Source organism: Aquirufa sp. TARAVU-A1A, assembly GCF_054558675.1.
Map to the genome: position 1 here is coordinate 140,622 of NZ_JBPXKP010000004.1, position 24,408 is coordinate 165,029.

The 24,408-nt window shown below is 37.9% G+C and carries 20 protein-coding genes and 1 tRNA gene; 7 read left to right on the forward strand and 14 right to left on the reverse strand.

Annotation, left to right across the window (positions count from 1 at the left end):
* Positions 1-3 precede the first annotated feature (3 nt).
* Complete coding sequence (locus V7S75_RS06890; RefSeq protein WP_459512532.1) at positions 4-630, forward strand: HAD-IA family hydrolase; 627 nt, start codon at positions 4-6, stop codon at positions 628-630.
* Entirely contained in the window at positions 624-1,187 is a 564-nt protein-coding gene (locus V7S75_RS06895) for a 1-acyl-sn-glycerol-3-phosphate acyltransferase (protein ID WP_459512534.1), read from the forward strand. The genes V7S75_RS06890 and V7S75_RS06895 overlap by 7 nt, the downstream gene beginning before the upstream one ends.
* On the opposite strand, the gene lpxB is transcribed toward V7S75_RS06895, so the two are convergent.
* Together lpxB and V7S75_RS06905 are read right to left on the reverse strand one after the other, a co-directional pair.
* On the reverse strand, positions 1,172-2,272 hold the full coding sequence (gene lpxB / locus V7S75_RS06900) for a lipid-A-disaccharide synthase (protein ID WP_459512536.1): 1,101 nt from the start codon (positions 2,270-2,272) through the stop codon (positions 1,172-1,174). The two genes, V7S75_RS06895 and lpxB, sit on opposite strands and share 16 nt — an antisense overlap.
* Complete coding sequence (locus V7S75_RS06905) at positions 2,273-2,695, reverse strand: 6-pyruvoyl trahydropterin synthase family protein (RefSeq protein ID WP_377976124.1); 423 nt, start codon at positions 2,693-2,695, stop codon at positions 2,273-2,275.
* A 117-nt stretch (positions 2,696-2,812) separates the two neighbouring features.
* Here V7S75_RS06905 and rfaD point away from each other — a divergent pair, with 117 nt between their 5' ends.
* The gene (gene rfaD / locus V7S75_RS06910; RefSeq protein WP_459512539.1) at positions 2,813-3,778 is read left to right on the forward strand and encodes an ADP-glyceromanno-heptose 6-epimerase; all 966 of its coding nucleotides are present in this window, start codon (positions 2,813-2,815) and stop codon (positions 3,776-3,778) included.
* Here rfaD and V7S75_RS06915 read toward each other — a convergent pair.
* The 4 genes from V7S75_RS06915 to V7S75_RS06930 are packed head-to-tail and all read right to left on the reverse strand — an operon-like array spanning position 3,765 to position 9,491.
* Complete coding sequence (locus V7S75_RS06915) at positions 3,765-4,730, reverse strand: glycosyltransferase family 2 protein (RefSeq protein WP_459512541.1); 966 nt, start codon at positions 4,728-4,730, stop codon at positions 3,765-3,767. The genes rfaD and V7S75_RS06915 overlap by 14 nt on opposite strands.
* A gap of 2 nt (positions 4,731-4,732) precedes the next feature.
* Positions 4,733-6,022 carry a glutamate-1-semialdehyde 2,1-aminomutase gene (hemL, locus tag V7S75_RS06920; RefSeq protein ID WP_459512543.1) on the reverse strand — a complete coding sequence of 430 codons (1,290 nt, stop codon included), beginning with the start codon at positions 6,020-6,022 and terminating at the stop codon, positions 4,733-4,735.
* A complete protein-coding gene (gene yidC / locus V7S75_RS06925; protein WP_459512545.1) occupies positions 6,022-7,830 on the reverse strand; it encodes a membrane protein insertase YidC in 1,809 nt (602 codons plus the stop codon). The genes hemL and yidC overlap by 1 nt, the downstream gene beginning before the upstream one ends.
* Before the next feature lie 14 nt (positions 7,831-7,844).
* On the reverse strand, positions 7,845-9,491 hold the full coding sequence (locus tag V7S75_RS06930) for a CTP synthase (protein ID WP_459512893.1): 1,647 nt from the start codon (positions 9,489-9,491) through the stop codon (positions 7,845-7,847).
* A gap of 110 nt (positions 9,492-9,601) precedes the next feature.
* Between V7S75_RS06930 and V7S75_RS06935 the strand changes: the two genes are divergently transcribed.
* The 4 genes from V7S75_RS06935 to nspC are packed head-to-tail and all read left to right on the forward strand — an operon-like array spanning position 9,602 to position 15,828.
* Positions 9,602-12,913, forward strand: a complete 3,312-nt coding sequence (locus V7S75_RS06935) for a UvrD-helicase domain-containing protein (RefSeq protein WP_459512547.1) — start codon at positions 9,602-9,604, stop codon at positions 12,911-12,913.
* 16 nt (positions 12,914-12,929) lie between these two features.
* Complete coding sequence (locus tag V7S75_RS06940; protein WP_459512549.1) at positions 12,930-13,424, forward strand: C40 family peptidase; 495 nt, start codon at positions 12,930-12,932, stop codon at positions 13,422-13,424.
* Between the two features lie 54 nt (positions 13,425-13,478).
* Positions 13,479-14,693, forward strand: a complete 1,215-nt coding sequence (locus V7S75_RS06945; protein ID WP_459512551.1) for a saccharopine dehydrogenase family protein — start codon at positions 13,479-13,481, stop codon at positions 14,691-14,693.
* A 1-nt stretch (position 14,694) separates the two neighbouring features.
* Complete coding sequence (gene nspC, locus V7S75_RS06950; protein ID WP_459512553.1) at positions 14,695-15,828, forward strand: carboxynorspermidine decarboxylase; 1,134 nt, start codon at positions 14,695-14,697, stop codon at positions 15,826-15,828.
* A 32-nt stretch (positions 15,829-15,860) separates the two neighbouring features.
* On the opposite strand, the gene V7S75_RS06955 is transcribed toward nspC, so the two are convergent.
* The 8 genes from V7S75_RS06955 to V7S75_RS06990 form a co-directional block, all read right to left on the reverse strand.
* A tRNA-Ala gene (locus V7S75_RS06955) sits at positions 15,861-15,934 on the reverse strand.
* Positions 15,934-16,479, reverse strand: coding sequence for a hypothetical protein (locus tag V7S75_RS06960; RefSeq protein WP_459512555.1), 546 nt, complete (start codon positions 16,477-16,479; stop codon positions 15,934-15,936). The genes V7S75_RS06955 and V7S75_RS06960 overlap by 1 nt, the downstream gene beginning before the upstream one ends.
* Positions 16,476-17,528, reverse strand: coding sequence for a histidinol-phosphate transaminase (gene hisC, locus V7S75_RS06965; RefSeq protein WP_459512557.1), 1,053 nt, complete (start codon positions 17,526-17,528; stop codon positions 16,476-16,478). Before hisC ends, V7S75_RS06960 begins: the two co-directional genes overlap by 4 nt.
* Positions 17,528-18,790, reverse strand: a complete 1,263-nt coding sequence (gene hisD / locus V7S75_RS06970) for a histidinol dehydrogenase (protein ID WP_459512559.1) — start codon at positions 18,788-18,790, stop codon at positions 17,528-17,530. Before hisD ends, hisC begins: the two co-directional genes overlap by 1 nt.
* Before the next feature lies 1 nt (position 18,791).
* Complete coding sequence (hisG, locus tag V7S75_RS06975; protein ID WP_459512561.1) at positions 18,792-19,655, reverse strand: ATP phosphoribosyltransferase; 864 nt, start codon at positions 19,653-19,655, stop codon at positions 18,792-18,794.
* Positions 19,656-19,716: 61 nt separating this feature from the next.
* The gene (locus V7S75_RS06980) at positions 19,717-21,339 is read right to left on the reverse strand and encodes a 2-oxo acid dehydrogenase subunit E2 (protein ID WP_459512563.1); all 1,623 of its coding nucleotides are present in this window, start codon (positions 21,337-21,339) and stop codon (positions 19,717-19,719) included.
* A gap of 72 nt (positions 21,340-21,411) precedes the next feature.
* Positions 21,412-23,199 carry a translation elongation factor 4 gene (gene lepA, locus V7S75_RS06985; protein ID WP_459512565.1) on the reverse strand — a complete coding sequence of 596 codons (1,788 nt, stop codon included), beginning with the start codon at positions 23,197-23,199 and terminating at the stop codon, positions 21,412-21,414.
* A gap of 15 nt (positions 23,200-23,214) precedes the next feature.
* The gene (locus tag V7S75_RS06990; protein ID WP_459512567.1) at positions 23,215-24,408 is read right to left on the reverse strand and encodes a DUF819 family protein; all 1,194 of its coding nucleotides are present in this window, start codon (positions 24,406-24,408) and stop codon (positions 23,215-23,217) included.

A 24,408-nucleotide genomic window follows, 5' to 3' on the forward strand; every position in this document is an offset into this window, starting at 1 on the left:
GGTATGAAAAAGCCTCATGCGCTCGTCTTTGATTTAGGTAACGTCTTGTTGCCCATTGATTTAGATAAGACTTATGAGGCTTTTGCTTTACTTTCCTCTCAGTATTCAACTGCTGAAATAAAACACATTACGCAAGAAGAAGAACTTTGGTCTTCTTACGAATCAGGTCTACAAAGCGATGAAGAGTTTGAAGCGTTCTTAGTCGACCGACTACAATTAGTCTGTACCTCTCAGCAATTTCAAGAGGCCTTCAATGCGTTATTGTTGCAGTTTGATGCCTCTGTTTGTCAATATATTTCCAGTCTGAATACCTCATTTCCTATCTATTTATTAAGTAACACGAGCAGCATTCATTCTCGTTTGTTTCTAGATCGAGATTTTCCTAATTATAATTTATTTGATTCATTCACCCGCATTCATCTTTCGTTTGAGATGGGTATGGTTAAACCCAATGTTGGTATTTACGAGCAGCTGGTTACTCACAATAATTTACAAGACCATCAAATCGTTTTTTTTGACGACAATGTGCGAAATGTCGAATCAGCGCGCAATTATGGTTGGGATGCTATTTTGATTAATCCCATTACTTCATTACACCAAATTCAAGAACATATCAAAACCTTATGTTAGTTTCAAGTCCCATTTTTGATTTTTTATTTAAGGCTTCCGGATGGAAACTCGTAGGAAATATTCCAAGAGATTTAAAGAAAACAGTCGTTATTGTTTGTCCGCATGCTACTTGGAAGGATTTCCCCATTGGCTTAGGTGCTAGATCATTGTTGAAATTGCCTATTTTGTATTGGGGTAAGAAAGAGTTGTTTGAAGGACCCTTTGGTGGAATCTTTTCTTGGTTAGGTGGCTATCCGGTGGATCGATCGAAGAATACGAATTTAGTAGGTTCAATTGTTGATATCTACAATAGCAAAGAAACCTTTCATGCTGTATTGGCTCCCGAAGGTACTCGTAAAGATGTGGACAAATTAAAGACGGGTTTTTATCACATTGCGGTTCAAGCAAATGTTCCCATCATGATGATTGGATTCGATTATGTAAATAAGGAGATTAAGATTCGAGATCCTTTTTACCCAACGGGTGATTTTGAAGTAGATAAAATAGAAATCGCCAAGTATTATGCTACAATACCGGGTGTGCAAAAATCGTGGATCAAGAACTATTTAGCTGATTGAGCAGCCTGAACAATCAATTTAGCTGTTTTTTGTGAAGCCCCTGCAGGGCCAATTAACTGGGCTAATTCTTCGTATGCCGCGGATTGTGCCTTTCGCTCTATTGAATCATTTTTCATCAGCTTCTTCATGATTAGCTGTATATGTTGGCTAGTAAATTGAACTTGAATTAGTTCGGGTACCGCTAATTTATCAAGAATGATATTAACAAGCGAAATGAATTTGATTTTTACGAGCAATTTGGCTAGTGAGTAAAACAACCAATCAGTCTTATAAACAACAATTTGTGGTATCTTAAACAAAGCCGTTTCTAACGTAGCTGTTCCTGAAGTTACCACAGCAACCTGTGCATGGCCTAAAATGTCATAAGTTTGGTCGTATAATACGCGGATAGGGTAGTGGGCATACAATTCTTTCCACTCCGAAATTCCCGCAACAATAAAATTAGTTTCAGGATTTTCTTTCGCTAATTGAGCAAAAACGGGCAAAGCACTCTTAATTTCTTGTTTCCTACTGCCAGCTAGAAGCGCAACATAAGGTTGTATGATATCCTGCTCAGTAAGAAAACATGGAGATGGAGTGAATTCAGTAACAGCATCTTGCAATGGATTCCCAACATAATGGGTTCGAATTCCTTTTTCTTGAAACAAGGGTAATTCAAAGGGAAAGATTACATATAATTCATCAATCCATTTTTTGATATCTTCAATACGCCCTTTGTTCCAAGCCCATACCTTGGGAGCAATGTAAAATTGTGTGTGAAATCCTTTTAATTTAGCAATTCTAGCCGCTTTTAGATTAAAGCCCCCATAATCGATGAATATGATTGTATCGGGTTGGAATTCAGTGACTTGATTCCCAAATTTTGTAAATAAACCTTTGAGTCGTTGGATGTTTTGTAAAACACCTAATAGACCCATGATGGCTAATTCCTTGTGATGAATGAGGATTTCGGCTCCTTCAGCTCGCATGCCATCTCCTCCCCAAGCCTTTATTTCTGCTTTGGGGTCTATCTTCACGATTTCACGAATCAAATTAGATCCATGTAAGTCGCCTGATTTTTCCCCTGCTAGAATAAAGTATTTCATCTATTGTTCTCCGAAATATTCGACTGAATTCTTATTCGTTTCGATTAAATGCAATTTGTGTAAGGTAGCCGTTTTGGAATTCGCCAAAATTTGAGGAGCTAATATCTTCCAAAATTCCATGATGAGGATTTCGCAACTCGCTAATTTTCCTTCCATAAAATCAACATCCAAATTAAGGTTTTTGTGGTCAACTTTGTCAATAATTTCTCGTTTGATTAAATCACCTAATGTTTTTAAATCAAATACAAATCCTGTATCTGGATCTGGAATACCTTTTACAGTGACGATTAATTCAAAATTGTGCCCATGCCAATTGTTGTTTGCGCATAAGCCAAATACTTCTTGATTTTTTTCTTCTGACCAAGCTGGATTGAAGAGCCGGTGAGCGGCATTAAAATGTTCCTTGCGGATTACGTAGACCATTGTTTTCAGTTTGCGTGAAGGATGCCTGGGAAAACAGTAGCAGACTATCCAAATATTTAACAAAGGTACAAAAGCTATTCAGAATATGCGTAAATTTGTTGCCTAAATAGCTTTATTATGATTATTGTTACGGGTGCCGCGGGTTTTATTGGTAGTTGTTTGATCGCTCGATTGAATGAATTGAATTTTAATTATATCATTGCCGTGGATGATTTTTCTTTTCCGGAAAAGAATAAGAATTTAGAAGGTAAAAAAATCATGGAATGCGTAGAGCGTACCGCGCTTGATGTATGGCTTGATAAAAATTATCGTGAAGTTGAATTTTGTTTCCATATTGGTGCTCGAACAGATACAACAGAATTTAATAAAGTAATTTTTGATGAATTGAATGTTGAATATTCCAAAATGCTTTGGAATAAATGCATTGACTATCAAATTCCTTTGGTGTATGCTTCATCAGCTGCTACGTATGGTTTAGGTGAGTTGGGTTATGATGATAATGAGGCTCTGATTCCCCAATTAAAACCTTTGAATCCTTATGGTGATTCCAAAAATGATTTTGACATTTGGGCACTGTCGCAAAAGAAAAAGCCGTTCTTCTGGGCGGGATTAAAGTTCTTTAATGTTTATGGGCCAAATGAATACCATAAAAGTCGGATGGCATCCGTGATTTGGCATGCATTCCGACAAATTAACGAAACCGGGATTTTGCGATTGTTTAAATCACACCGTGCTGATTATGCGGATGGGCAACAAATGCGCGATTTTATCTATGTTAAAGATTTGGTGTCCGTTTGTATATTCTTGATGGAGCATCGTAAAAATTCGGGTATTTATAACCTAGGGACGGGAATTGCTCGTTCGTTTAATGATTTAGGGAAATCTACCTTCGTTGCAATGGGTAAAGAGGTGAACATCAATTACATCGATACGCCAGTTGATATTCGGGATAAATACCAATATTTCACGGAAGCGAATATGAATAAATTGAGATCCATCGGTTATGATAAACCGTTTTATACGTTAGAGGAAGGCGTGAAGGATTACGTTCAAAATTACCTTATTCCTGTTAAGTACTGGTAATTTTCTTAATGCCTTCTTCAATGAATCCTTGCCCATAAGCTAATAATTGAATATTAGCAGCTATAAGGCCTAAAAGACTCACTTTTAGGCTTTTTGTTTTTAATAGGGCATCCAAGAAAATGGCCATCCAATACATGAAAAGTCCCGCAAATAAAATATTCCCAATTGGGGGTATAAGAATGTTTAATAGAACGGTATTCCAAAAATAGATGAAATAGCAGGCTGGGAAGAAATGTACCCACTTTAGTTCAGCAGGGAAGAAGCGCGAAATGTTGATGCGTGCCCGACCGAAAAAATGAATTTGCTTATAAAATTGGCTAAAGCTTGTTCTACGCTTATGATAAATAAAGGCTTCCGGAATTAAGCCGGATTTAAATCCTAAGGAGATACACCGAATGCTGAATTCGATATCTTCGCCCATGCGGGTAATCTTAAAACCTTGTGTGGATTCCCATACTTTACGTGAGATCCCCATGTTAAAGCTACGTGGGTGAAATTGGCCCCCTACATTCTTTGCCTTTCCGCGTATACCTCCTGTAGTAAATAAGCTGGTCATGGCAAAGCTTATCGCCTTTTGAACTGGGGTAAAACTCGGGTGGTCTTGGTCAGGTCCGCCAAATAAATCGAGTTGGTCCTGATGAATACCATCATAAACAGCCTGTAAATAATTGGGTTCAATCAGTGCATCGGAATCTAATATCACAAAAAAGTCTCCCTTAGCTCGCTCAAATGCATAGTTGCGCGCAAATCCTTGACCTCCATTTTCTTTGACGAAATAGGAAATTGTTAAAGTCGATTGATATTTTTCTACGATGGATTTTGAATCTACTACTGAGCCATCTTCAATGATAACTATTTCGAAATTCAAATAATTTTGTAGAGTCAAACATGCCAATAATTCATCCAATTCTTGGGGACGATTGTAGACTGGAATGATGACGCTGAAAAACATACTTAGGAAAACATTTCAGTTAAAGTTGCTTCACTCGCAGCTAAAATTTTGTCAATTTCTTCATCACGGATGGCGTCAGAAATAAACCAAGATTCGAATTGAGAAGGAGGTAGGTATATTCCCCTACGGAGCATCCCTTGAAAATATTGACCAAATAAATTCAAATCCGCTGTTTTCGCATCATTAAAATTGTTTACCGCATTTTCAGTAAAGAAAAGTGTAAACATAGATCCTAATTGGTTGATCGTAAAACGCTTTCCTACTTTTTCCAATTGCGATTTAATTCCAGATGCCAATGCATTTCCCTTCTCAGCAAGTCGAATATATACATCAGGATCTGTTGTAATTAAGTTTAACATGGCTAAACCTGCTGTGGTAGCCAATGGATTTCCGCTCAATGTTCCTGCTTGATAAACCGGTCCGGCTGGAGCAATCATATCCATGATTTCAGCCTTGCCTCCATAAGCTCCTACAGGTAATCCTCCACCAATGATTTTACCTAATGTGGTTAAATCGGGCTGAACTCCACAAACGCCTTGATAGCCACTTGCCGACTGGCGGAATCCCGTCATAACTTCATCAAAGATTAACAAAGCGCCATGTTGGTCGCATAATGCACGTAAACCCGCTAAGTATCCTTCAGCAGGAATAACTAATCCCATATTACCAACAACCGGTTCTACAATGACTGCAGCGACAGCAGCAGGATTCGAATCAAAGAGATTACGTAGGGAATCTAAATCGTTATAAACAGCTGTTAAAGTATCACGCGCAGTAGATACCGTGACACCTGGACTATCGGGAGTGCCTAAGGTAGCAACGCCAGAACCTGCTGCAATTAAAAAGGAATCGCCATGGCCATGGTAACAGCCTTCAAACTTGATAATTTTATCTCTTTTGGTATAAGCACGTGCCAAGCGAATCGCTGCCATCGTTGCCTCTGTACCCGAATTAACTAATCGTACTTTTTCGATGGAAGGAATCATCGAAACGATCTTCTCCGCAATCAATACTTCTTTTAAACTAGGTGCACCAAAGGAAAAACCATCTGATAAAGCCTCGCGAACAGCAGATTCAATTGCTGGATGAGCTTGTCCAAATAACATGGGTCCCCAAGAACCAATTAAATCAATGTATTCGTTACCGTCAACATCTTTTAAATAGGCTCCATTGGCGGATTGAATAAATACAGGGTTTCCACCAACAGATTTGAATGCCCGAACAGGGGAATTAACTCCCCCCGGGATTAAAGTTTTAGCCTTCTCAAAATAAGTATTACTTAATGTACCCATTATTTTTTCTTACCTTTTTTTTGATCTGCAGCTGCTTTTTGTTGCTCTTCCATGGTCTTCAATTGTGTTTGAAGGTAAGTTGAGAAACGAGATTTCTTAGCTCCACCACCTGCTTTGATTTTCGCACGATTAGCTTCTAGTAATGCTTTGATTTTATCTTCATTCACAAATTTGCGAATCGCTAATTGTTGGCCAATAGTCACCAAATTTGAAATGAAATAATAGAAACTCAAACCAGCAGGGAAGGAGTTCATGACGAACATAAAAATGACTGGCGTTACATAAGCCATCATCTTCATGTTGATCGGTTGGCCTGGTTGATCTGGTGTAATTTGATTATTGTAATAGCCGTAGGCTAATTGAGATACAGTCATCAACAAACAGAATAAACTGATATGAGAACCATAGAATGGTATCTTAAATGGTAAATTCAAAATAGAATCATAGGTTGACAAATCTTCTGCCCAAAGGAATGATTCTTGACGAAGATTAATCAAATTTGGGAACAACATAAATACCGCCATAAGGACTGGCATCGTTGCTAATACGGGAATACAGCCACTTAATGGATTAACGCCAACTTCCCCATATAATTTCATGGTTTCTTGTTGGACGCGTGCAGGATCATCACCGATTTTTTCTTTGATTGCTGCGATTTCTGGAGCTAAAATTCGCGTTTTCGCCATGGAAACATAGGACTTGTAAGTCAGTGGCAAAAGTGCTGTCTTGATGATTAGGACTAATACAATGATTAATAGCCCATAATTGAAAATAATACTCTCTAAAAAACCGAATAAGGGAACGAAGATGTACTTTGTGATAGGCAATAAGAAATCGTAACTTAATTTGACATTCTTCCCAAATGCTGGGGCGATGTTTTTTACAATCGAGTAATCATTTGGCCCAAAATAAAACTTAAAAGCTGATTTTCCTGCGCTTAAATCACCCATAGGTGCTACGAGTTGTGCATCCAAGGTTTTAATCGCGACAGTATCCGTTGGGTTAGGTGTCGCAGTTAAATTCGCCTTGGTAAATAAGGTTCCTTGTGGAACTAATCCAGCTAAGAAATACTTCTTTTTAAAGGAAACCCATTGAACGGATTGTGTAAGGTTTTCATTGCTAACTGATGTAGGATTCTCACTTAAATAGTCAAATTCTTCATCCTCCGTCAATAAATAATTAATCGTAGCCTTACGCTCTTCTTGTGCATCCTTCTCCGTTTGAGTAACGTTTTCTTTCCAATGAATGAAGTATTCATTGCCTGTTAACTCGGGAGCAATTGCTTTAGCATCTATCGAATAAGCTAATTCATAACCTGATTCAGGTAATTGATAGGTCTGAATAATATTTTTCCCATTCGGAAGTGTACTTGTAAAACTTACTTGATTTTTTGATTCAACCGCTTGGTAAACCAATTTACCTAAAGATAATTTTTTACCATTTGTAGGGATTTCTACATCAAATAAGTCCTTTTGAGCATCAAATAAAATAATGCCATCTTTTTTGCCAAGCGTATAATTCTTGTAACTCTTGTAATTTTTCAATTGGACTGAAACCAATTTTCCGCCAAAGTTGGAAAGTGTAACACGTAAGTTTTCATTTTCCAATGTATACAACTGCTCTTTTACTTGAACACTCGAATCAGCAACAACAGCTAGGGCTGAGTCTGATTTAGGGGTAGCTGTCGCTGGTTTAGCTGCTACAACTTCTTTTTTTGTTTGTACAGGTTCTTTAGGTGCAAAGAAATATTGATAGCCAAGTAACATGGCCATAATAAGTACTATCCCTGAGATTGAATTTTTATCCATAATGAATTATAAGACTACTTTGAGTTTTTGATGAATGGTACAGCATGTTGGTATGCTGCTTTGATAAACTGAACAAATAGGGGCGAAGGTGCCTCTACGGTTGATTTGTATTCTGGGTGAAATTGAACACCCACAAAGAATGGATGATTCGGTAATTCAACGATTTCAACCAAATTCGTATCCGGGTTGATTCCCGAAGTAATCATACCTGCTTGGTGAAATTGATCTAAATAATCGTTGTTAAATTCATAACGATGTCTGTGACGCTCTTGAATCAATGATTTACCATAAATTTTAAAGGCATTGGTTCCTTTTTCAATTTTACAAGGATAAGCTCCTAATCGCATGGTGCCTCCTTTTTCGGAGACATCTTTTTGCGAATGCATTAGGTCAATTACTGGGAATGGCGTTTCTGGATTCATCTCAAATGAATGTGCGTCTTCTAAGCCAACTACATTACGAGCAAATTCAATAACCGCGCATTGCATCCCTAGGCAAATTCCCAAGAAAGGGATATTGTTTTCGCGGGCATATTTAACGGCATTAATTTTACCTTGAATTCCACGCTCTCCAAATCCAGGAGCAACGAGTATTCCATCTAAACCGGATAAGGATTCTTCAATATTTTCCTCAGCAGTTTCAGATGAAATCCATTTAACATTGACTTTGATTTCATTGGCAACCCCAGCATGGATAAATGCCTCGGCGATAGATTTGTACGAATCTTTTAATTCAACATATTTTCCTACTAACCCTACGGTGATTTCAAATTTTGGATTCTTTAATTTTCCCAAAAATTTAGTCCAGGCAGCTAAGTTAGAATCCTTATCGTTGTAAATATCTAATTTGTAGAGCACTCGGCTGTCTAAACGTTCCTCTTTCATTAACATAGGAACATCATAAATCGTCTCTGCATCGCGTGCTTCGATAACATCTTGCTCGGATACGTTACAAAATAAACCGATCTTACGTTTCATCTCCTGTGGAATCGGATGTTCTGTCCGACAAACCAATATATCGGGTTGAATTCCTGATTCAGATAATTGTTTCACAGAGTGCTGAGTCGGTTTTGTTTTTAACTCACCCGCTGATGCCAAATAAGGAATAAGTGTTAAATGAATAAATAAGGTGTTCTTTTCACCTAAATCCCATTTTAATTGTCGTGCTGCCTCAATAAAAGGTAATGACTCAATGTCACCTACGCAACCACCAATTTCAGTGATAACAATATCAAATTTCCCGGTTTCACCTAAGATTAAAATATTACGCTTGATTTCATCCGTAATATGAGGTACAACTTGAACAGTCTTACCTAAATAATCACCTTTTCGTTCTTTGGTAATGACATTATGATAAACTCGACCTGTCGTAATGTTATTTGCTTGACTTGTAGGGGTATTTAAGAAACGCTCATAATGGCCTAAGTCCAAATCAGTTTCAGCACCATCATTTGTCACATAACACTCTCCGTGCTCATATGGATTCAATGTGCCTGGGTCAATATTAATGTAAGGGTCAAATTTTTGTATGGTGCAAGTTAGCCCTCTTGCTTGTAATAATTTGGCTAATGAAGAGGCTATGATACCTTTTCCTAATGAACTTGTTACTCCGCCCGTAACAAAAATGTACTTCGCTTTTTTATTATTCCCCTTGCCAGACATTCTTTTGTTTTGTTTATTGGTTACGGGAAACAAAGATACGAATAATAACCACATCGAATTAATCCTATTTTTATTTTATCTTGCATTGTAGATAGTTTTTTTAAGTTTTTATGTCCCTCCAACTTTATTCTGCCTCTGCTGGTTCTGGCAAAACCTATACGCTGACCATTGAGTATATCAAGTTGGCTTTGCACGCTTACGAAAGTAGGGGCTATTTCCGTCGAATTTTGGCGGTAACTTTTACAACTAAAGCAGCAGAGGAGATGCGTTCACGCATCATCGAGTTTTTGTCTGGAATTGCTGCGGTAGAGACTTTGCCAACGGACGAACAGGCAAATTACCGAGATATCATCCGACGTATTCAGCAGGACTTCCGAAATGATCATATCAGTATTTCGGATGAAGAACTGATTAAGCGAGCGAAACAAACGCAACAACAAATTTTACAAGATTATGGTCTTTTTTCAGTTATGACCATTGATGCATTCGTGCAACGATTGAGTTCAAGTTTTATTGAAGAACTTAATTTGCCTAGTCAATTTGAAGTGCTTTTGGATTCTAATCAATTAATGGATCAATTGATTGATCAGTTATTAGATAAAGTCAATCAATCGGGGGATCCTATTATTACGAATTTAATTGTTGATTTTGCACGCTCAGAGGTAAGTGATGGCAGAAGCTGGAATTTATTGCGTAAAAATCTGCATGATTTTCTAAAGATTTGTTTGAATGAAGATTATTATAAAATCAAAAAGGACATGGATCCTTTGAGGATTTCTGATTTTCTTCAAATCGAAGAGCAAATTGTCGCTTCAATGGCTGAAATTAATCAAGCCTTGATTCAATTGGCGAAGCAATTCTTATATGTACTTGCGAATGCCCATGTAGATGGGGATATGTTGTTAAATGGTAAACGTTCATGTGCGTTTTATTTTATTAAAATTGTTCAAAATGAGAAATTTGAAAAGAATGATTTATCCTCATTAAGAAAATGCGTGGAGACAGGAGTTTGGACTGCAAAGTCTCAAAATGATGAAATTAAATTACGTGTTGAAGCCATTGCTGATGAATTAACTTTCATTGGTCAGCAATTTATCGATTTCTATGAAGTTGAAGCCCCACGTTTTTTCTTATTTAGGCTTATAAATAAAGATTTAAAGAAAATAGCATTATTGGCTTCGATTACCGAAGAATTACATCAATATCAGTCAGATAATTCGGCTGTTTCTATCTCTGAATTTTCGAAAAGACTTTATGATGTCATTGCGAATGATCCTGTTCCATTTATTTATGAAAAATTAGGGGATCGTTACAATCATATTTTGATTGATGAATTTCAAGATACCTCGATGTTACAATGGCAAAACTTTATGCCTTTAGTGGAACATGCTGTTGCTCAGGGTAAAAAGAACCTGATTGTAGGCGATGCTAAACAATCTATTTACAAATTTCGTGGTGGGGAAGTTGGCTTAATTTCGTCCTTTAAATCAGATGATAATACCTTTATTGAACAGAAGCTAGAAGAAAACTCTTTTGATCTTGAACGGTTTTATTACTTAAAAGAAAACCGAGAAACTAAAAACTTAGAATCAAACTACCGAAGTGCGCTTGAAATCGTCAATTTCAATAATGATTTTTTTGCTTGGATTGCCTCAAATCCTGCATTACAAGAATTATCTGGTCTAGTAAGTCCAACCTATGGGATTGATTTAGCGCAAATCCCTCAAGTAAGTTCGCAGAAGTTTTCTGGAAAGGTGGATGTGCAGGTTTATAACAAACCACTAGCTGAAAATCATACGGAATTAGAGTCTGAATGGATGTTAAATCGGATTTTGGAATTGATTGATCATGAATTGGAATTGGGATTTCAATACAAGGATATAGCTATTTTGACCCGGAAAAATAAACAGGCAAAATTTCTCGCTCTACAACTGAAGGAAAGAAATATTCCAGTTATTTCATCGGATTCTTTATTGGTTCATTATGCCAAAGTCGTTGGTTTTTTGATATCATTTATGCGCCTCAAGACGCAATCCAATGATGAGTTTAGGTATAAGGAATTACTATTTCAATTTACTGATTTATGTCAAGAACCCATGAATACCGAATTATTGGGTGTTAGACATTCCTTAAATACCAATTATTACAAGTTGGCTATTCAACATTTCACACATTTGGGTTATTCATTTCAGTCGGATGAATCACATGTAGTCGCATGGGTATATGGACTTGTATCAAGTTTTAATCTAACTCGTTTTACGGATGAAATTGAGTATTTGTTCAAATTGCTTGATATTTTGAATGACTATGTTTTACAAAAATCGGATGACTTTACTGCTTTTTTAACTTATTATGATGCGAATAAGTCAAGCATTAGTATCGCCAGTCCTGAAAGTGAAAATGCGATTACGATTACGAGTATTCACCGCTCCAAAGGTTTGGAATATCCAGTGGTCATTTGTCCTTTTGTCAGTTGGACGCATCAGCCGCAATCGGAGCAAATATGGTTCGATTTAAAGCCATTTGACTTTCCTTCTTTACGTTTAGCAGAGAATCAAGCATTAAATTATTATTATGGGAGAGTGACTCCATCCGAACTTCGGCCTTTTGATTCTTTGGCTCAACAACAGCATTCAGAATATGATGCTGTATTTTTAGATGCATTGAATATGTTATATGTGGCATTTACGCGCCCTAAACAACATTTGCATATTCTTACGGCTGTTCCTAATCCAGGATCTCATGCGATGACTAAAGGGATGTTTCAGAAATCCTTGGGCCAAATTCTGTTAGATTACTGTCAATCGAATCCTGAATTTAGTTCAGATATTCCCGCGTTTATTCAAGAAAAAGATTCGGTAGATTATTATGTACTCCAACAAGCAAATCAGTTCCGCAAGTTTGCTGATTCTGTCAATTCATTGAATACGAAATCTTTTGTTTTAGAAACTCAAATACGAAATGAAGTTGATTTTCGTATCCAAACGAGCAAGGATGACCTTTATACGAGTGCGCAATCAAAACGTGAGCGTGGAGATAGAGTTCATCAAATTCTCTCTAAGATTAAAGATTACGAATATTATACCCATAATAAACTGCATTTATTTCAACAACTTGATGATGAAACTCGAGATTTATTAGAAGGTTGTATGTCGAATGAGGATATAAGATCATATTTTGAGCCCAATGAATTATTATTTGCTGAGCGTGATATTCTTTGTCCGGATGGTACTATCATACGTCCTGACCGTGTGGTAAAAAAGCAAGAGGATGTTATTATTGTTGATTTCAAGACAGGAAAGGAAGAAGAAAAGCACAAGGCACAGTTAGAGAATTATAAAAAGTATTTGTTCGACCTAGGCTATCAATCTGTTAAAGCAGTTTTAATTTACATTGAATCCCAATCCATTGAGACTGTTTAAATTATTTTTTTTCTTAGTGAGCTTGTCGACATTCATGGTGTCGTGCCAATTGACGCGTCGGGTAAGTCACCTATTTTCAAATAATTCATCAAGCATCTCGAATTACTCTAATAAAGAAATTGATAATCTTATCGAAACCGCATTTGATTATCAAGGTGTTCCTTATCGAAACGGAGGAACAGATGAAAAGGGGATGGATTGTTCGGGTTTTTTATTTCGGGTTTATGCTGATAATAATTTGTTGATCCCAAGGCCTACGGTCCAACAGGTATTGTTTGGGATGCCAGTTACGCTGCAAGATACGCAAGTGGGTGATTGGGTATTTTTCAAAACGAATGGTGCTACTTCGATTAATCATGTTGGATTAGTTACAAAAATAAAATCAGCAGACGCCATCTATTTTATTCATGCAAGTACGAGTAAAGGAGTCAGGGAAGACTTATTGCAATCAAAGTATTGGATGAAGGCTTATGAAAAATCATTGAGGCCTTATAAAAATAATTCAAATTGAACGATTGTTTCTCCGTAGACTTAGCGTATTTTTGCATGCATTTTTAAATACATCATGGGAAAAAAAGTAATCATTATTGGAGCAGGTGGAGTTGGTAATGTCGTTGCGAAAAAGTGTGCAATGAATCCTGCCTTCTTTTCAGAAGTTGTTTTAGCATCGAGAACATTGAAAAAATGTGATGCCATTGCTGAAGAAGCTAAGAAAATTGGCCTGCCTACACAGATTCAAACGCGTCAAGTAGATGCGGATGATGTTCCTGCTTTGATCGCATTATTTAATGCTGAAAAACCTTTCATGGTGATTAATGTGGCTTTGCCGTATCAAGATTTAACCATTATGGATGCTTGTTTAGCTACGGGTGTTCATTATATGGATACGGCGAATTATGAGCCTAAAGATGAAGCGAAATTTGAATATTCATGGCAATGGGCTTATCAAGAACGCTTTAAGGAAGCAGGCTTGATGGCTTTGTTGGGCTGTGGTTTTGATCCAGGTGTGACGGGTGTTTATACGGCATATGCCAATAAGCATTATTTTGATGAAATGCATTATTTGGATATCATTGATTGCAATGCAGGAGATCATGGAAAAGCATTTGCGACCAATTTTAATCCGGAAATTAACATTCGTGAGATTACGCAGAAAGGGAAATATTGGGAAAATGGTCAGTGGGTTGAGATAGATGCGATGTCTATTCATAAGCCAATTAGCTATCCAAATATTGGACCGAAAGAATCTTATCTATTATACCATGAGGAATTAGAGTCCTTGACTAAAAACTTTCCTTCCATTAAGCGTGCGCGTTTTTGGATGACGTTTGGTCAAGCGTATTTGACTCACTTAGAAGTCTTGCAAAATGTAGGAATGACTTCCATTCAGCCAATTAAATTCAATGGAATGGATATCGTTCCATTAGAATTCTTGAAAGCTGTATTGCCAGAGCCGGGAACTTTGGGAGAAAATTATTCAGGTCAAACATCAATTGGTTGTCAAATCAAAGGTGTTAAAGACGGTAAAGAGGCGACATATTATGTATACAATAACTGTCATCACGCAGATTGTTATAAAGAAGTTCAAGCACAAGGTGTTTCTTATACCACAGGTGTACCTGCGATGATCGGTGCTGCATTGATGTGTGAGGGAACTTGGTTCCAAGCTGGAGTTTATAATGTGGAGGAATTCAATCCAGATCCATTTATGGAATTATTGAATGTGCATGGCTTACCTTGGAACGAGGAAGTTAATGGCGAATTACCACACGAATACTAGGATGCTGTTATACCCAGAAATTTCTTCGCCAGCTTATGTGTTGGAAGAAAGCTTATTAATCAACAATCTAAAGCTATTGCAACGCGTTCAGCAAGAAGCAGGCGTGGAGATTATTTGTGCATTGAAGGGTTTTTCGTTCTACCACGTTTTTCCAACAGTTAAACAGTATTTAGGTGGCGCTACGGCAAGTTCGCTACATGAAGCACGTTTAGCATTTGAAGAAATGGGTAAAAAGTGTCACGCGTATACTCCTGCCTATTTGCCTGCTGAATTCGTTGAATTTATGTCGTATGCAAGTCATATGACATTCAATTCCTTGAATCAGGTGAATCAGTTTGCTGCTCAAGCCAATCAAAAGGGTATTTCTTGCGGTATCCGGATTAATCCAGAATATGCTGAGGTGGAAACCGATATGTATAATCCTTGTATTGCGGGTTCTCGTTTAGGAATTAGAAGAAGTGATTTAGGTGATCTATTGCCTGAAGGAATCGAAGGATTACATTCACATACACTATGTGAGAATGACTCTTATGTATTAGAACGTACATTAGCTGTTATTGATGCCAAATTTGGTGATTTATTACTACAAGCCAAATGGTTGAATCTAGGTGGCGGACATTTAATTACTCGAGCGGATTACCAAGTGGATCATTTGATTCAGGTTTTAAAGAATTTTAAAACGAAATATCCGCATCTGCATATTATTTTAGAACCAGGTTCAGCTGTTGGTTGGCAAACTGGTTTCTTGAAGTCTACCGTATTAGATATTGTGCACTCGGCTGGAATAGATGTGGCCATCTTAGATGTTTCTTTTGCTGCTCACATGCCAGATACGCTAGAAATGCCTTATAAGCCTCGTATTCGCAATGCTTCATCGGATCCGGTAGCAGGGAAACCAACATACCGCTTTGGTGGTATGACATGCTTAGCCGGTGATTACTATGGGGATTATTCGTTTGATCAGCCTTTAGCAATAGGGGATAGCATCATTTTTGAAGATATGATTCATTATACGATGGTCAAAACGACGACGTTTAATGGCGTTAATTTGCCTGATATTGGCATGTTAAAATCGAATGGTGAATATCACCGATTTAAACATTTTGGTTACGAATCGTTTAAAGATCGTTTATAAAAAAAGGACTTCATTTCGAAGTCCTTTTTTTGTGGAGAAGATCGGGCTCGAACCGACGACCTCTTGCATGCCATGCAAGCGCTCTAGCCAACTGAGCTACATCCCCTAGAAATTTACGCGAACACCAATTCCCCCTTGCAAATTCATGAAAAATGGATTGGGGAAAATTTCGGAATAAAAACCAATTTCAGAGAAGAAACTTAAGTTGGGCGCATCAATTGGGAAATATTCTAAACCTCCAATGGCCGCAGCTCCCATGCCTGATACGCGGTTACGACCATCTGCTTGATTGATACTTGCCTTGTTGGGATACCAGTCTCTCGAATTAATTTGTGGACCAAATCCATAATAGGTATGTAGATCCGCATTGACCAAGGTAGGGTGATGCCACAAATACAAAACGTTAATTGAATAACCTATATTTTTAAAAGTACCATCTTGATAGGTGCGATCTGTACCCCAAAGTCCTCCGTACGTGCCGATATTCACTTCAATGGCATTTACTCCGTTTTCAGAATACTTTCTAGCCATAAAACCACCAGGTTCGCCAATTCTGAATCCTGCCGCCCAGTCCTTTAATTGACCGTATGTCAATTGACTCGAAAGCAATAAAACGAAACTCAGTGTAATTCGTATGATAAGGCTTTTCATAGGTAAAACGATTTAATCTTTTCCAAAAGGATCGAGTTTTCGGTAGGTAAACCAACCGTTATTCGAATGCTATCTTTACATAATGGTACACTTGAACGATTACGCGTGATTACTTTTTCACCGATAAGGCAATCAAATAATGCTTGAGCCGACTGCAATTTAACTAATAAAAAATTGGCATGACTCGGATATACTTGCTGAACTTGAGGTATTTTTTCCAATTCACTAATCAACCTTTTCTTTTCAGACAAGATGAGTTCAATGCCATTTTTGACAAATTCAGTATCTGCTAATGCTTGAGAAACAATTTGTTGGGTAGCCCCACCAATATTATAGGGTGGTTTGATTTTATTCAACAACGCAATAATTGTTGGGTTTGCATAAGCCATTCCCAAGCGTAATGAAGCTAAGCCATAAGCCTTGGATAAGGTTTGCATGACGATTAAATGCGGATATTGTGCCAACTCACCAATAAAACTAGGCTCATCCGAAAAGTCGATATAGGCTTCATCGATAACCACAAATCCTGTTTTAAAGCTGTTTAGTAATTGATAAATATCAGCTCGATTCAGTTTGTTACCCGTTGGATTATTGGGCGAACAGATAAATAGTAATCGTGTTTCTGAATTAATTGCAGACAAAATTGCAGGAACATCTAATTGATATTCAGCAGTTAAATTTATTCGTTGAATAGCGATATTATTAATCGAAGCACTGACCTCATACATGCCATACGTAGGAGGGCAAATAATGATGTTATGTTTATCTGATGCGCAGGTCATACGCATTAATAAATCAATGGCTTCATCGGAGCCATTACCTAAGAATATTTGATTCTCTTCGCAACCTTTAATCTTTGCTAATTGAGCCTTGATTTTGTTTTGCATGGGATCCGGATAGCGATTCCATGCAGCAATTTCAGTGCCCGAACCAATCGGATTTTCGTTCGCATCTAAGAATACGCCTTCATTCCCTTTAAACTCATCACGAGCTGAGGAATAGGGTTTTAAATTCCAAATATGAGGTAATATGTACGATTGGTAATCCATTAACTTAATCGAATTTTAACAGCATTCGCATGAGCTTGTAAAGATTCCGCCTCTGCCATTTGAATAATACTCGGTCCAATGTTCGCTAAGCCTGCTTGGCTGATTGCTTGCAAAGTAATCTTTTTAACAAAACTATCCAGATTAACGCCCGAATAAGCTTTTGCGAAACCATTGGTAGGTAAGGTGTGATTTGTGCCAGAGGCATAATCTCCCGCTGATTCAGGTGTGAAATGCCCCAAAAAGATAGACCCTGCATTGCTTATTGAATTTGCAAAATCTTCTGGATTTTCACATGCCAAGATCAAATGCTCTGCACCATATTCATTTAATAATTCAATGGCCTCTTCATTTGATTTTAGCAAAATGAACTTCGAATTATTTAATGCACTGGCCGCAAATTCTTTACGTGGTAATTCCGCTAATTGCTTTTCAATTTCAGCAATTGATTCATTTAAAATTTGTTCTGAGGTGCTGATGAGGACAACTTGAGAGTCATGGCCATGTTCCGCTTGTGAGAGTAAATCGGAAGCTATATAGGCAGGTTTAGCAGTTTCATCCGCAAATACCGCTACTTCCGAAGGACCCGCAGGCATATCAATGGCAATTCCCATTCGATTGGCATACATTTTCGCCGCAGTCACATATTGGTTACCTGGTCCAAAAATCTTAAAAACAGCCGGAACACTTTCCGTTCCTTGGGCCATCGCTGCTATGGCTTGAGAACCGCCTATCTTAAATATTTGGGTAACCCCACATAATTGAGCCGCGTAAAATAAGGCTGGATGGTCTCCAGGTGTACAAAGGACAATTTCTTTACATCCAGCAATCTTCGCTGGGATTGCCAACATCAATATCGTGGAAAATAACGGAGCCGTACCACCTGGAATATAGATTCCTACGCGTTCGATGGGAGAGGATTTCTGCCAACAAACCACACCCGGACTTGTTTCGATTCTTTTCTCAACGAGCTTTTGTGAGTCATGAAAGGCATAAATGTTTTTATATGCTACCTGAATGGCATCTTGAAGTTCTTGAGGAACTAAAGCTGCTTTTTCGGAAATCTCTTCTGACGTATAGGCAAGATCTGTAATGTTCTTCTTTTCAAATTTCAATGTAAAATCTCGTAGTGCTTGATCACCGCCCGATTTCACTTGCTCAAATACATCTTTAATTAAAGCATCTAAGGATTGACTATCTAAGGATGGTCGGGTCCCGATTTGCTTAAATGATGATTGAGCAGGAAATTTTAAAATAGAAAACATCTTATAAAATCATTTTTTCGATTGGCAATACTAAAATACCTTGAGCACCCGCTTCACGCAATGCTTCGATGATATCCCAAAAATCATTTTCCGAAATGACCGAATGAATTGAAACCCAACCCGTTTCTGCCAATGGCATAATAGATGGAGCTTTCATACCAGGAAGTAATGACTTGATTTTTTCTAAATCAGATTCTTTCGCATTCAAAACAACATATTTAGCATTTTGTCCACGTTGAACCGAATCAATTCGAAATAGTAGTTTGGCGAGTATCGCTTGCTTCTCTGTACTTAATTGTTGGTTAGCAATTAAGACCGCCTGACTTTGAAATACCGTAGCCACTTCTTTCAATCCATTGCTTAACAAGGTTCCACCCGTAGAGACGATATCGCAAATAGCTTCAGCTAATCCAATACTTGGGGCAATTTCTACAGAACCCGAAATCTCATGCGTTGTCACCTGAATTCCCTGTTTCGCTAAAAATGCATTCGTCAAATTAGGGTAGGAAGTAGCTATGTTTTTTCCCTGAAAATATTCAATTCCAGAATATTCTTCATTGCGCGGGATTGCTAGCGATAAACGACATTTCGAAAATCCTAATTCCTTCACGACGTCTACTTGACGAATATGTTCCATCAAAACATTTTCACCGATTACACCTAAGTCGGCAACACCATCTTCCACATACCCCGGAATATCATCATCACGAAGGAAGAGGAATTCAATAGGGAAATTGCTGGAAACTGTTTTTAATTTGGAGCCACCCGACTCAAATTTAATTCCACAGGCCTTGAATAACTTAAGCGATTCTTCACTTAGGCGACCTGATTTTTGTACTGCGATTCTAATATTTTGTGACTCCATCTGAATTATATGCTTAAAATAATCAAGCCCCGAACGAATTCGAGGCTTGACAAAATAAATGTTACAAGAACATTTTAAGTGGATCCTCGAGGTATTGCTTTAAGGTTAACAAGAATGCTGCTCCTGCTGCCCCATCTGCCACGCGATGGTCACATGTTAATGTTAATTTCATGATGTTGGTTGCATAAAACTGACCGTTTTTCACACCAACCGTTTCTTTAATACCACCCACTGCCAAAATACATGACTCAGGTGAATTAATGATCGAAGTGAATTGGTCAATACCAAACATACCTAAATTACTTACGGTAAATGTATTTCCTTCCCAATCCTTCGGCTGTAATTGTTTGCTTTTCGCTTTTCCACCTAATTCTTTCGCCTCAGATGAAATTTGAGCAATGGATTTTTCATTTGCAAAACGAATAACAGGGACTAATAATCCATCTTCAACAGCTACTGCCATACCGATGTGAACGTGTTTGTTCACACGAATACGATCTTCCATCCAATACGAATTGATCTTTGGATGCTTCGTTAAAGCCAAAGCAGTTGCTTTGATTACCATGTCGTTGAATGAAATCTTAACAGGTAAAACCTCATTCATGCTTACACGAGCCTCGATCGCTTTGTCCATATTGATTTCCATCGTTAGATAGAATTCAGGAGCACTGAATTTAGATTCAGATAAACGACGCGCAATTGTTTTACGCATTTGGCTGTTTGGAATATCTTCAAAGCTTTCAACACCTGATACAAATGTCGACATTGCGCCACCTGCACTTGGGTTGTAATCTTCAATATCATTCTTCGTAATACGACCACCTTCGCCTGTTCCTTGAATCCAGTTCAAATTATAGCCTTTTTCTTTTGCTAACGCACGAGCTAAAGGTGATGCTTTAATCGAATCTTCTGAAATGCGAGCTTTCGTTGGGGCAGGAGCTGCCGCTGCTTTAGGTTCAGCAGCCTTAGGTGCTTCTGCAACTTGTACAGGTGCTGGTGCTGCTACAGCAGCAACTGGAGCCGCTGCAGGTGCAGCTGATTCAGCTGCTAAAATTGGTTGGAAGTCTGTACCAGGCTCACCAACAATGGCAATAATGCCATCAACAATAACACCTTCGCCTTCTTTTGCACCAATGTATAATAATGTACCATCTTCGTAGTTTTCCAACTCCATGGTAGCCTTGTCAGTCTCAACTTCAGCAATAATATCGCCACTCTTGACAACATCACCTGTTTTCTTTAACCATTTAGCAATGACGCCTTCCACCATCGTATCGCTCATTTTAGGCATACGAACAGCTTTCGCTTTAATTCCACTTAAATCAATGGCAGTAGCTGCCGCAACAGGTGCAGGTGCTGCCGCTTGTGGGGCTGCTTCAACAGCAGCAGGCGCCGTAGCTGTGGCTGTAGCTACAGGAGCTTGCAATAAAGCTGAATAATCTTCACCAGGGGTTCCAACTACCGCAATAATGCCATCTACCGGTACAGCTTCACCGGCCTTAATGCCAATGTATAACAATGTACCATCTTCGTAATTCTCTAATTCCATCGTCGCCTTGTCAGTTTCCACTTCCGCGATGATATCTCCAGACTTGATTACGTCTCCTTCTTTTTTAAGCCAATTTGCAATAACACCTTCTACCATGGTGTCACTCATCTTGGGCATTCTTATTACTTCAGCCATGCTTTTATATTTGAATTTCAAAAATACGCTTTATACGCTTATTTTAAAAGATTTTATTGAAAATTATTTGTTTTAATCTAGTTTTAAAACGGCCATAAATGCTTCTTGTGGGATTTCTACATTACCTACTTGACGCATACGTTTCTTACCTTTCTTTTGTTTCTCTAATAATTTACGCTTTCTCGAAATATCCCCCCCATAACATTTTGCCAATACATCTTTACGTAATGCCTTTACTGTCTCTCTCGCGATAATTTTTTGGCCAATTGCCGCCTGAATCGCAATTTCAAACTGTTGGCGCGGCAATAACTCACGTAATTTCTCACACAAACGTTTACCCCAATCGTAAGCTTTATCTCGGTGAACAATCGCCGACAAGGCATCTACTTTTTCACCATTTAACATGATATCAAGTTTAACCATGTAGCCTGGTTCGTAACCTTTGTATTCGTAATCCAGTGACGCATATCCTCTCGAAATAGTCTTCAATCGGTCAAAGAAATCAAATACAACTTCAGATAATGGCATATCAAAGGTAAGCTCAACACGATCCGTTGTTAAATAGATTTGATTAACTAAAATTCCACGCTTATCCATACATAAGCTCATAATCACACCTGTGTATTCAGATTTAGTAATGATTTGCGCTTTGATATAAGGCTCTTCAATGATGTTAATCAAATTAGGTTCAGGCAACTCACTTGGAGCAGAAACCCATTGCGTTTCTCCTGCCGTCGTTAATACTTTGAACTTTACTGAAGGAACTGTGGTAATAACAGTCATGTCAAATTCACGTTCCAAACGCTCTTGCACAATTTCCATGTGCAACATCCCTAAGAATCCACATCGGAAACCAAAACCTAAGGCTGCTGAAGTTTCAGGCTCCCAAACTAAAGATGCATCATTCAATTGTAACTTCTCCATGGCATCCCGCAAGTCCTCAAACTCAGACGTTTCTACTGGATAAATACCCGCAAATACCATCGGTTTAACTTCTTCAAATCCTTGGATAGCTGCTTTACATGGATTCGCCACATGGGAAATAGTATCCCCAACCTTAACTTCTTTGGCTTCTTTGATACCCGAAATTAAGTAACCTACATCACCTGTTTTGATGATAGATTTAGGTTCCTGTTCTAATCCGAGGGTTCCAATTTCATCGGCAAAATATTCCTTGCCTGTATTCATGAACTTGACACGGTCTCCTTTTTTGATTTCTCCATTATAGACACGGAATATTACTTCAATCCCACGATATGAATTAAATGTCGAGTCAAAGATTAAAGCTTGTAAAGGTTCTGAAGGATTACCTTTTGGAGCTGGTACACGTGTTACCACGGCATCAAGAATATCTTGAATACCAATTCCCTCTTTTCCTGAGGCATGGATGATATCTTCTTTTTTACATCCGATTAGGTCAATGATTTGATCAGAAACCTCATCAGGCATAGCGCCAGGTAAATCGATTTTATTTAATACAGGAATGATTTCTAAATCGTGGTTGATCGCTAAATATAGATTAGAAATCGTTTGCGCTTCAATTCCTTGAGAGGCATCCACGATTAATAAAGCTCCTTCACAAGCTGCAATGGAACGCGAAACTTCGTAACTAAAATCGACGTGACCTGGAGTATCAATCAAATTGAAAGTATATACTTCGCTGTCTTTCGGATATTGCATTTGAATCGCATGTGATTTGATTGTGATACCACGCTCACGTTCTAAGTCCATGTCATCTAATAATTGATTCATCATATCGCGCTTCTGCACGGTATTGGTGAATTCAATTAATCGATCGGCCAAAGTACTCTTACCATGATCAATGTGTGCGATAATGCAAAAATTACGAATGTTTTTCATGTATGTTTTTTACTACTAATATGTTTGACTAACCCATTGCATGAGTATTGCCGATAAATATCCTCCATAGGTACCTATGGCATAACCTAATAATGCCAATATGACGCCCAATGGAGCTAAAATGGGACTAAACGCCGTTGCGATTACGGATGTAGAAGCAATCCCGCCTACATTAGCCTGCGATGCAATGGCCATGTAGTGGTATGGGGCTTTAATCCATTTTCCAACTACAAATATAACTAAGCCATGAATGCTTATCCATATAAATCCGGTAAATAGTAGGAGAGGAGTTGAAAATAAATGACTTAATGATATTTTTAATCCGATGGATGCAATGATAAAATAGAGAAATAGCGTTGCAATAACATCTCCTCCTGCTTCGTACAGGCGTTTCATAGGACTTAATCCTAATCCAATTCCCAAAACAGTGCAGATAAAGAATGTCCAAAAACTTTGATTAAGAAATGTTATGGCAATTAATTCACTCAAATACTTACCAGCATAATTGCTTAATACCGTTATGAAAAATCCTAAACCCAAAATATAAATGAGATTATTGAACGTAAATTTCTTGACGGATAAATCTTCCTCCCAATCAACTGAAATATCTTGATGATTAAATGACGCTTTTAAGTATTGATTTATCTTGTGTTGCAAGGGAATCATAAACAATAAGATGGCCAACCACGTTTCCCCGAAAAATACGTCAACGGTTACTGCTTTGGCTAATTCATCCGCATTAGGCAGAAATATTGCATTTAATGCCATTTGATTTGCAGTTCCACCTATCCACGACCCAGCAATCGTCGCTAAGCCTTTAAATGATTCAGCATTAAATTCAGTAGGGAAAAAGTAGTGACTAATCATTAAGGAAATAGGTCCACCAATGATGACACCCAATGCTCCAACGAGGAATAAGATAATCGGTTTCCGACCGATGGCTTTTAGTTTAGCTAATGGAAGTCCTAAGGTAAAATAAAAGATACAAAAAGGTAATAGCGTTTTAGCTAAGGTTCCATTTAGATCTGTGTTTCCTATTACAATGATTCCTTGTTCGACTAATAAAGAAGGTAGAAAATAGCAAAATAATAAAGGAGGTATGACACTAAATACGAGTTTGACGATTTGCGATTTTAATTTTGACAGGTAGAAAATACCTGCCAACATGATAATCAAACTGATAAATATGGAAAGCTCTCCCTGAATCAT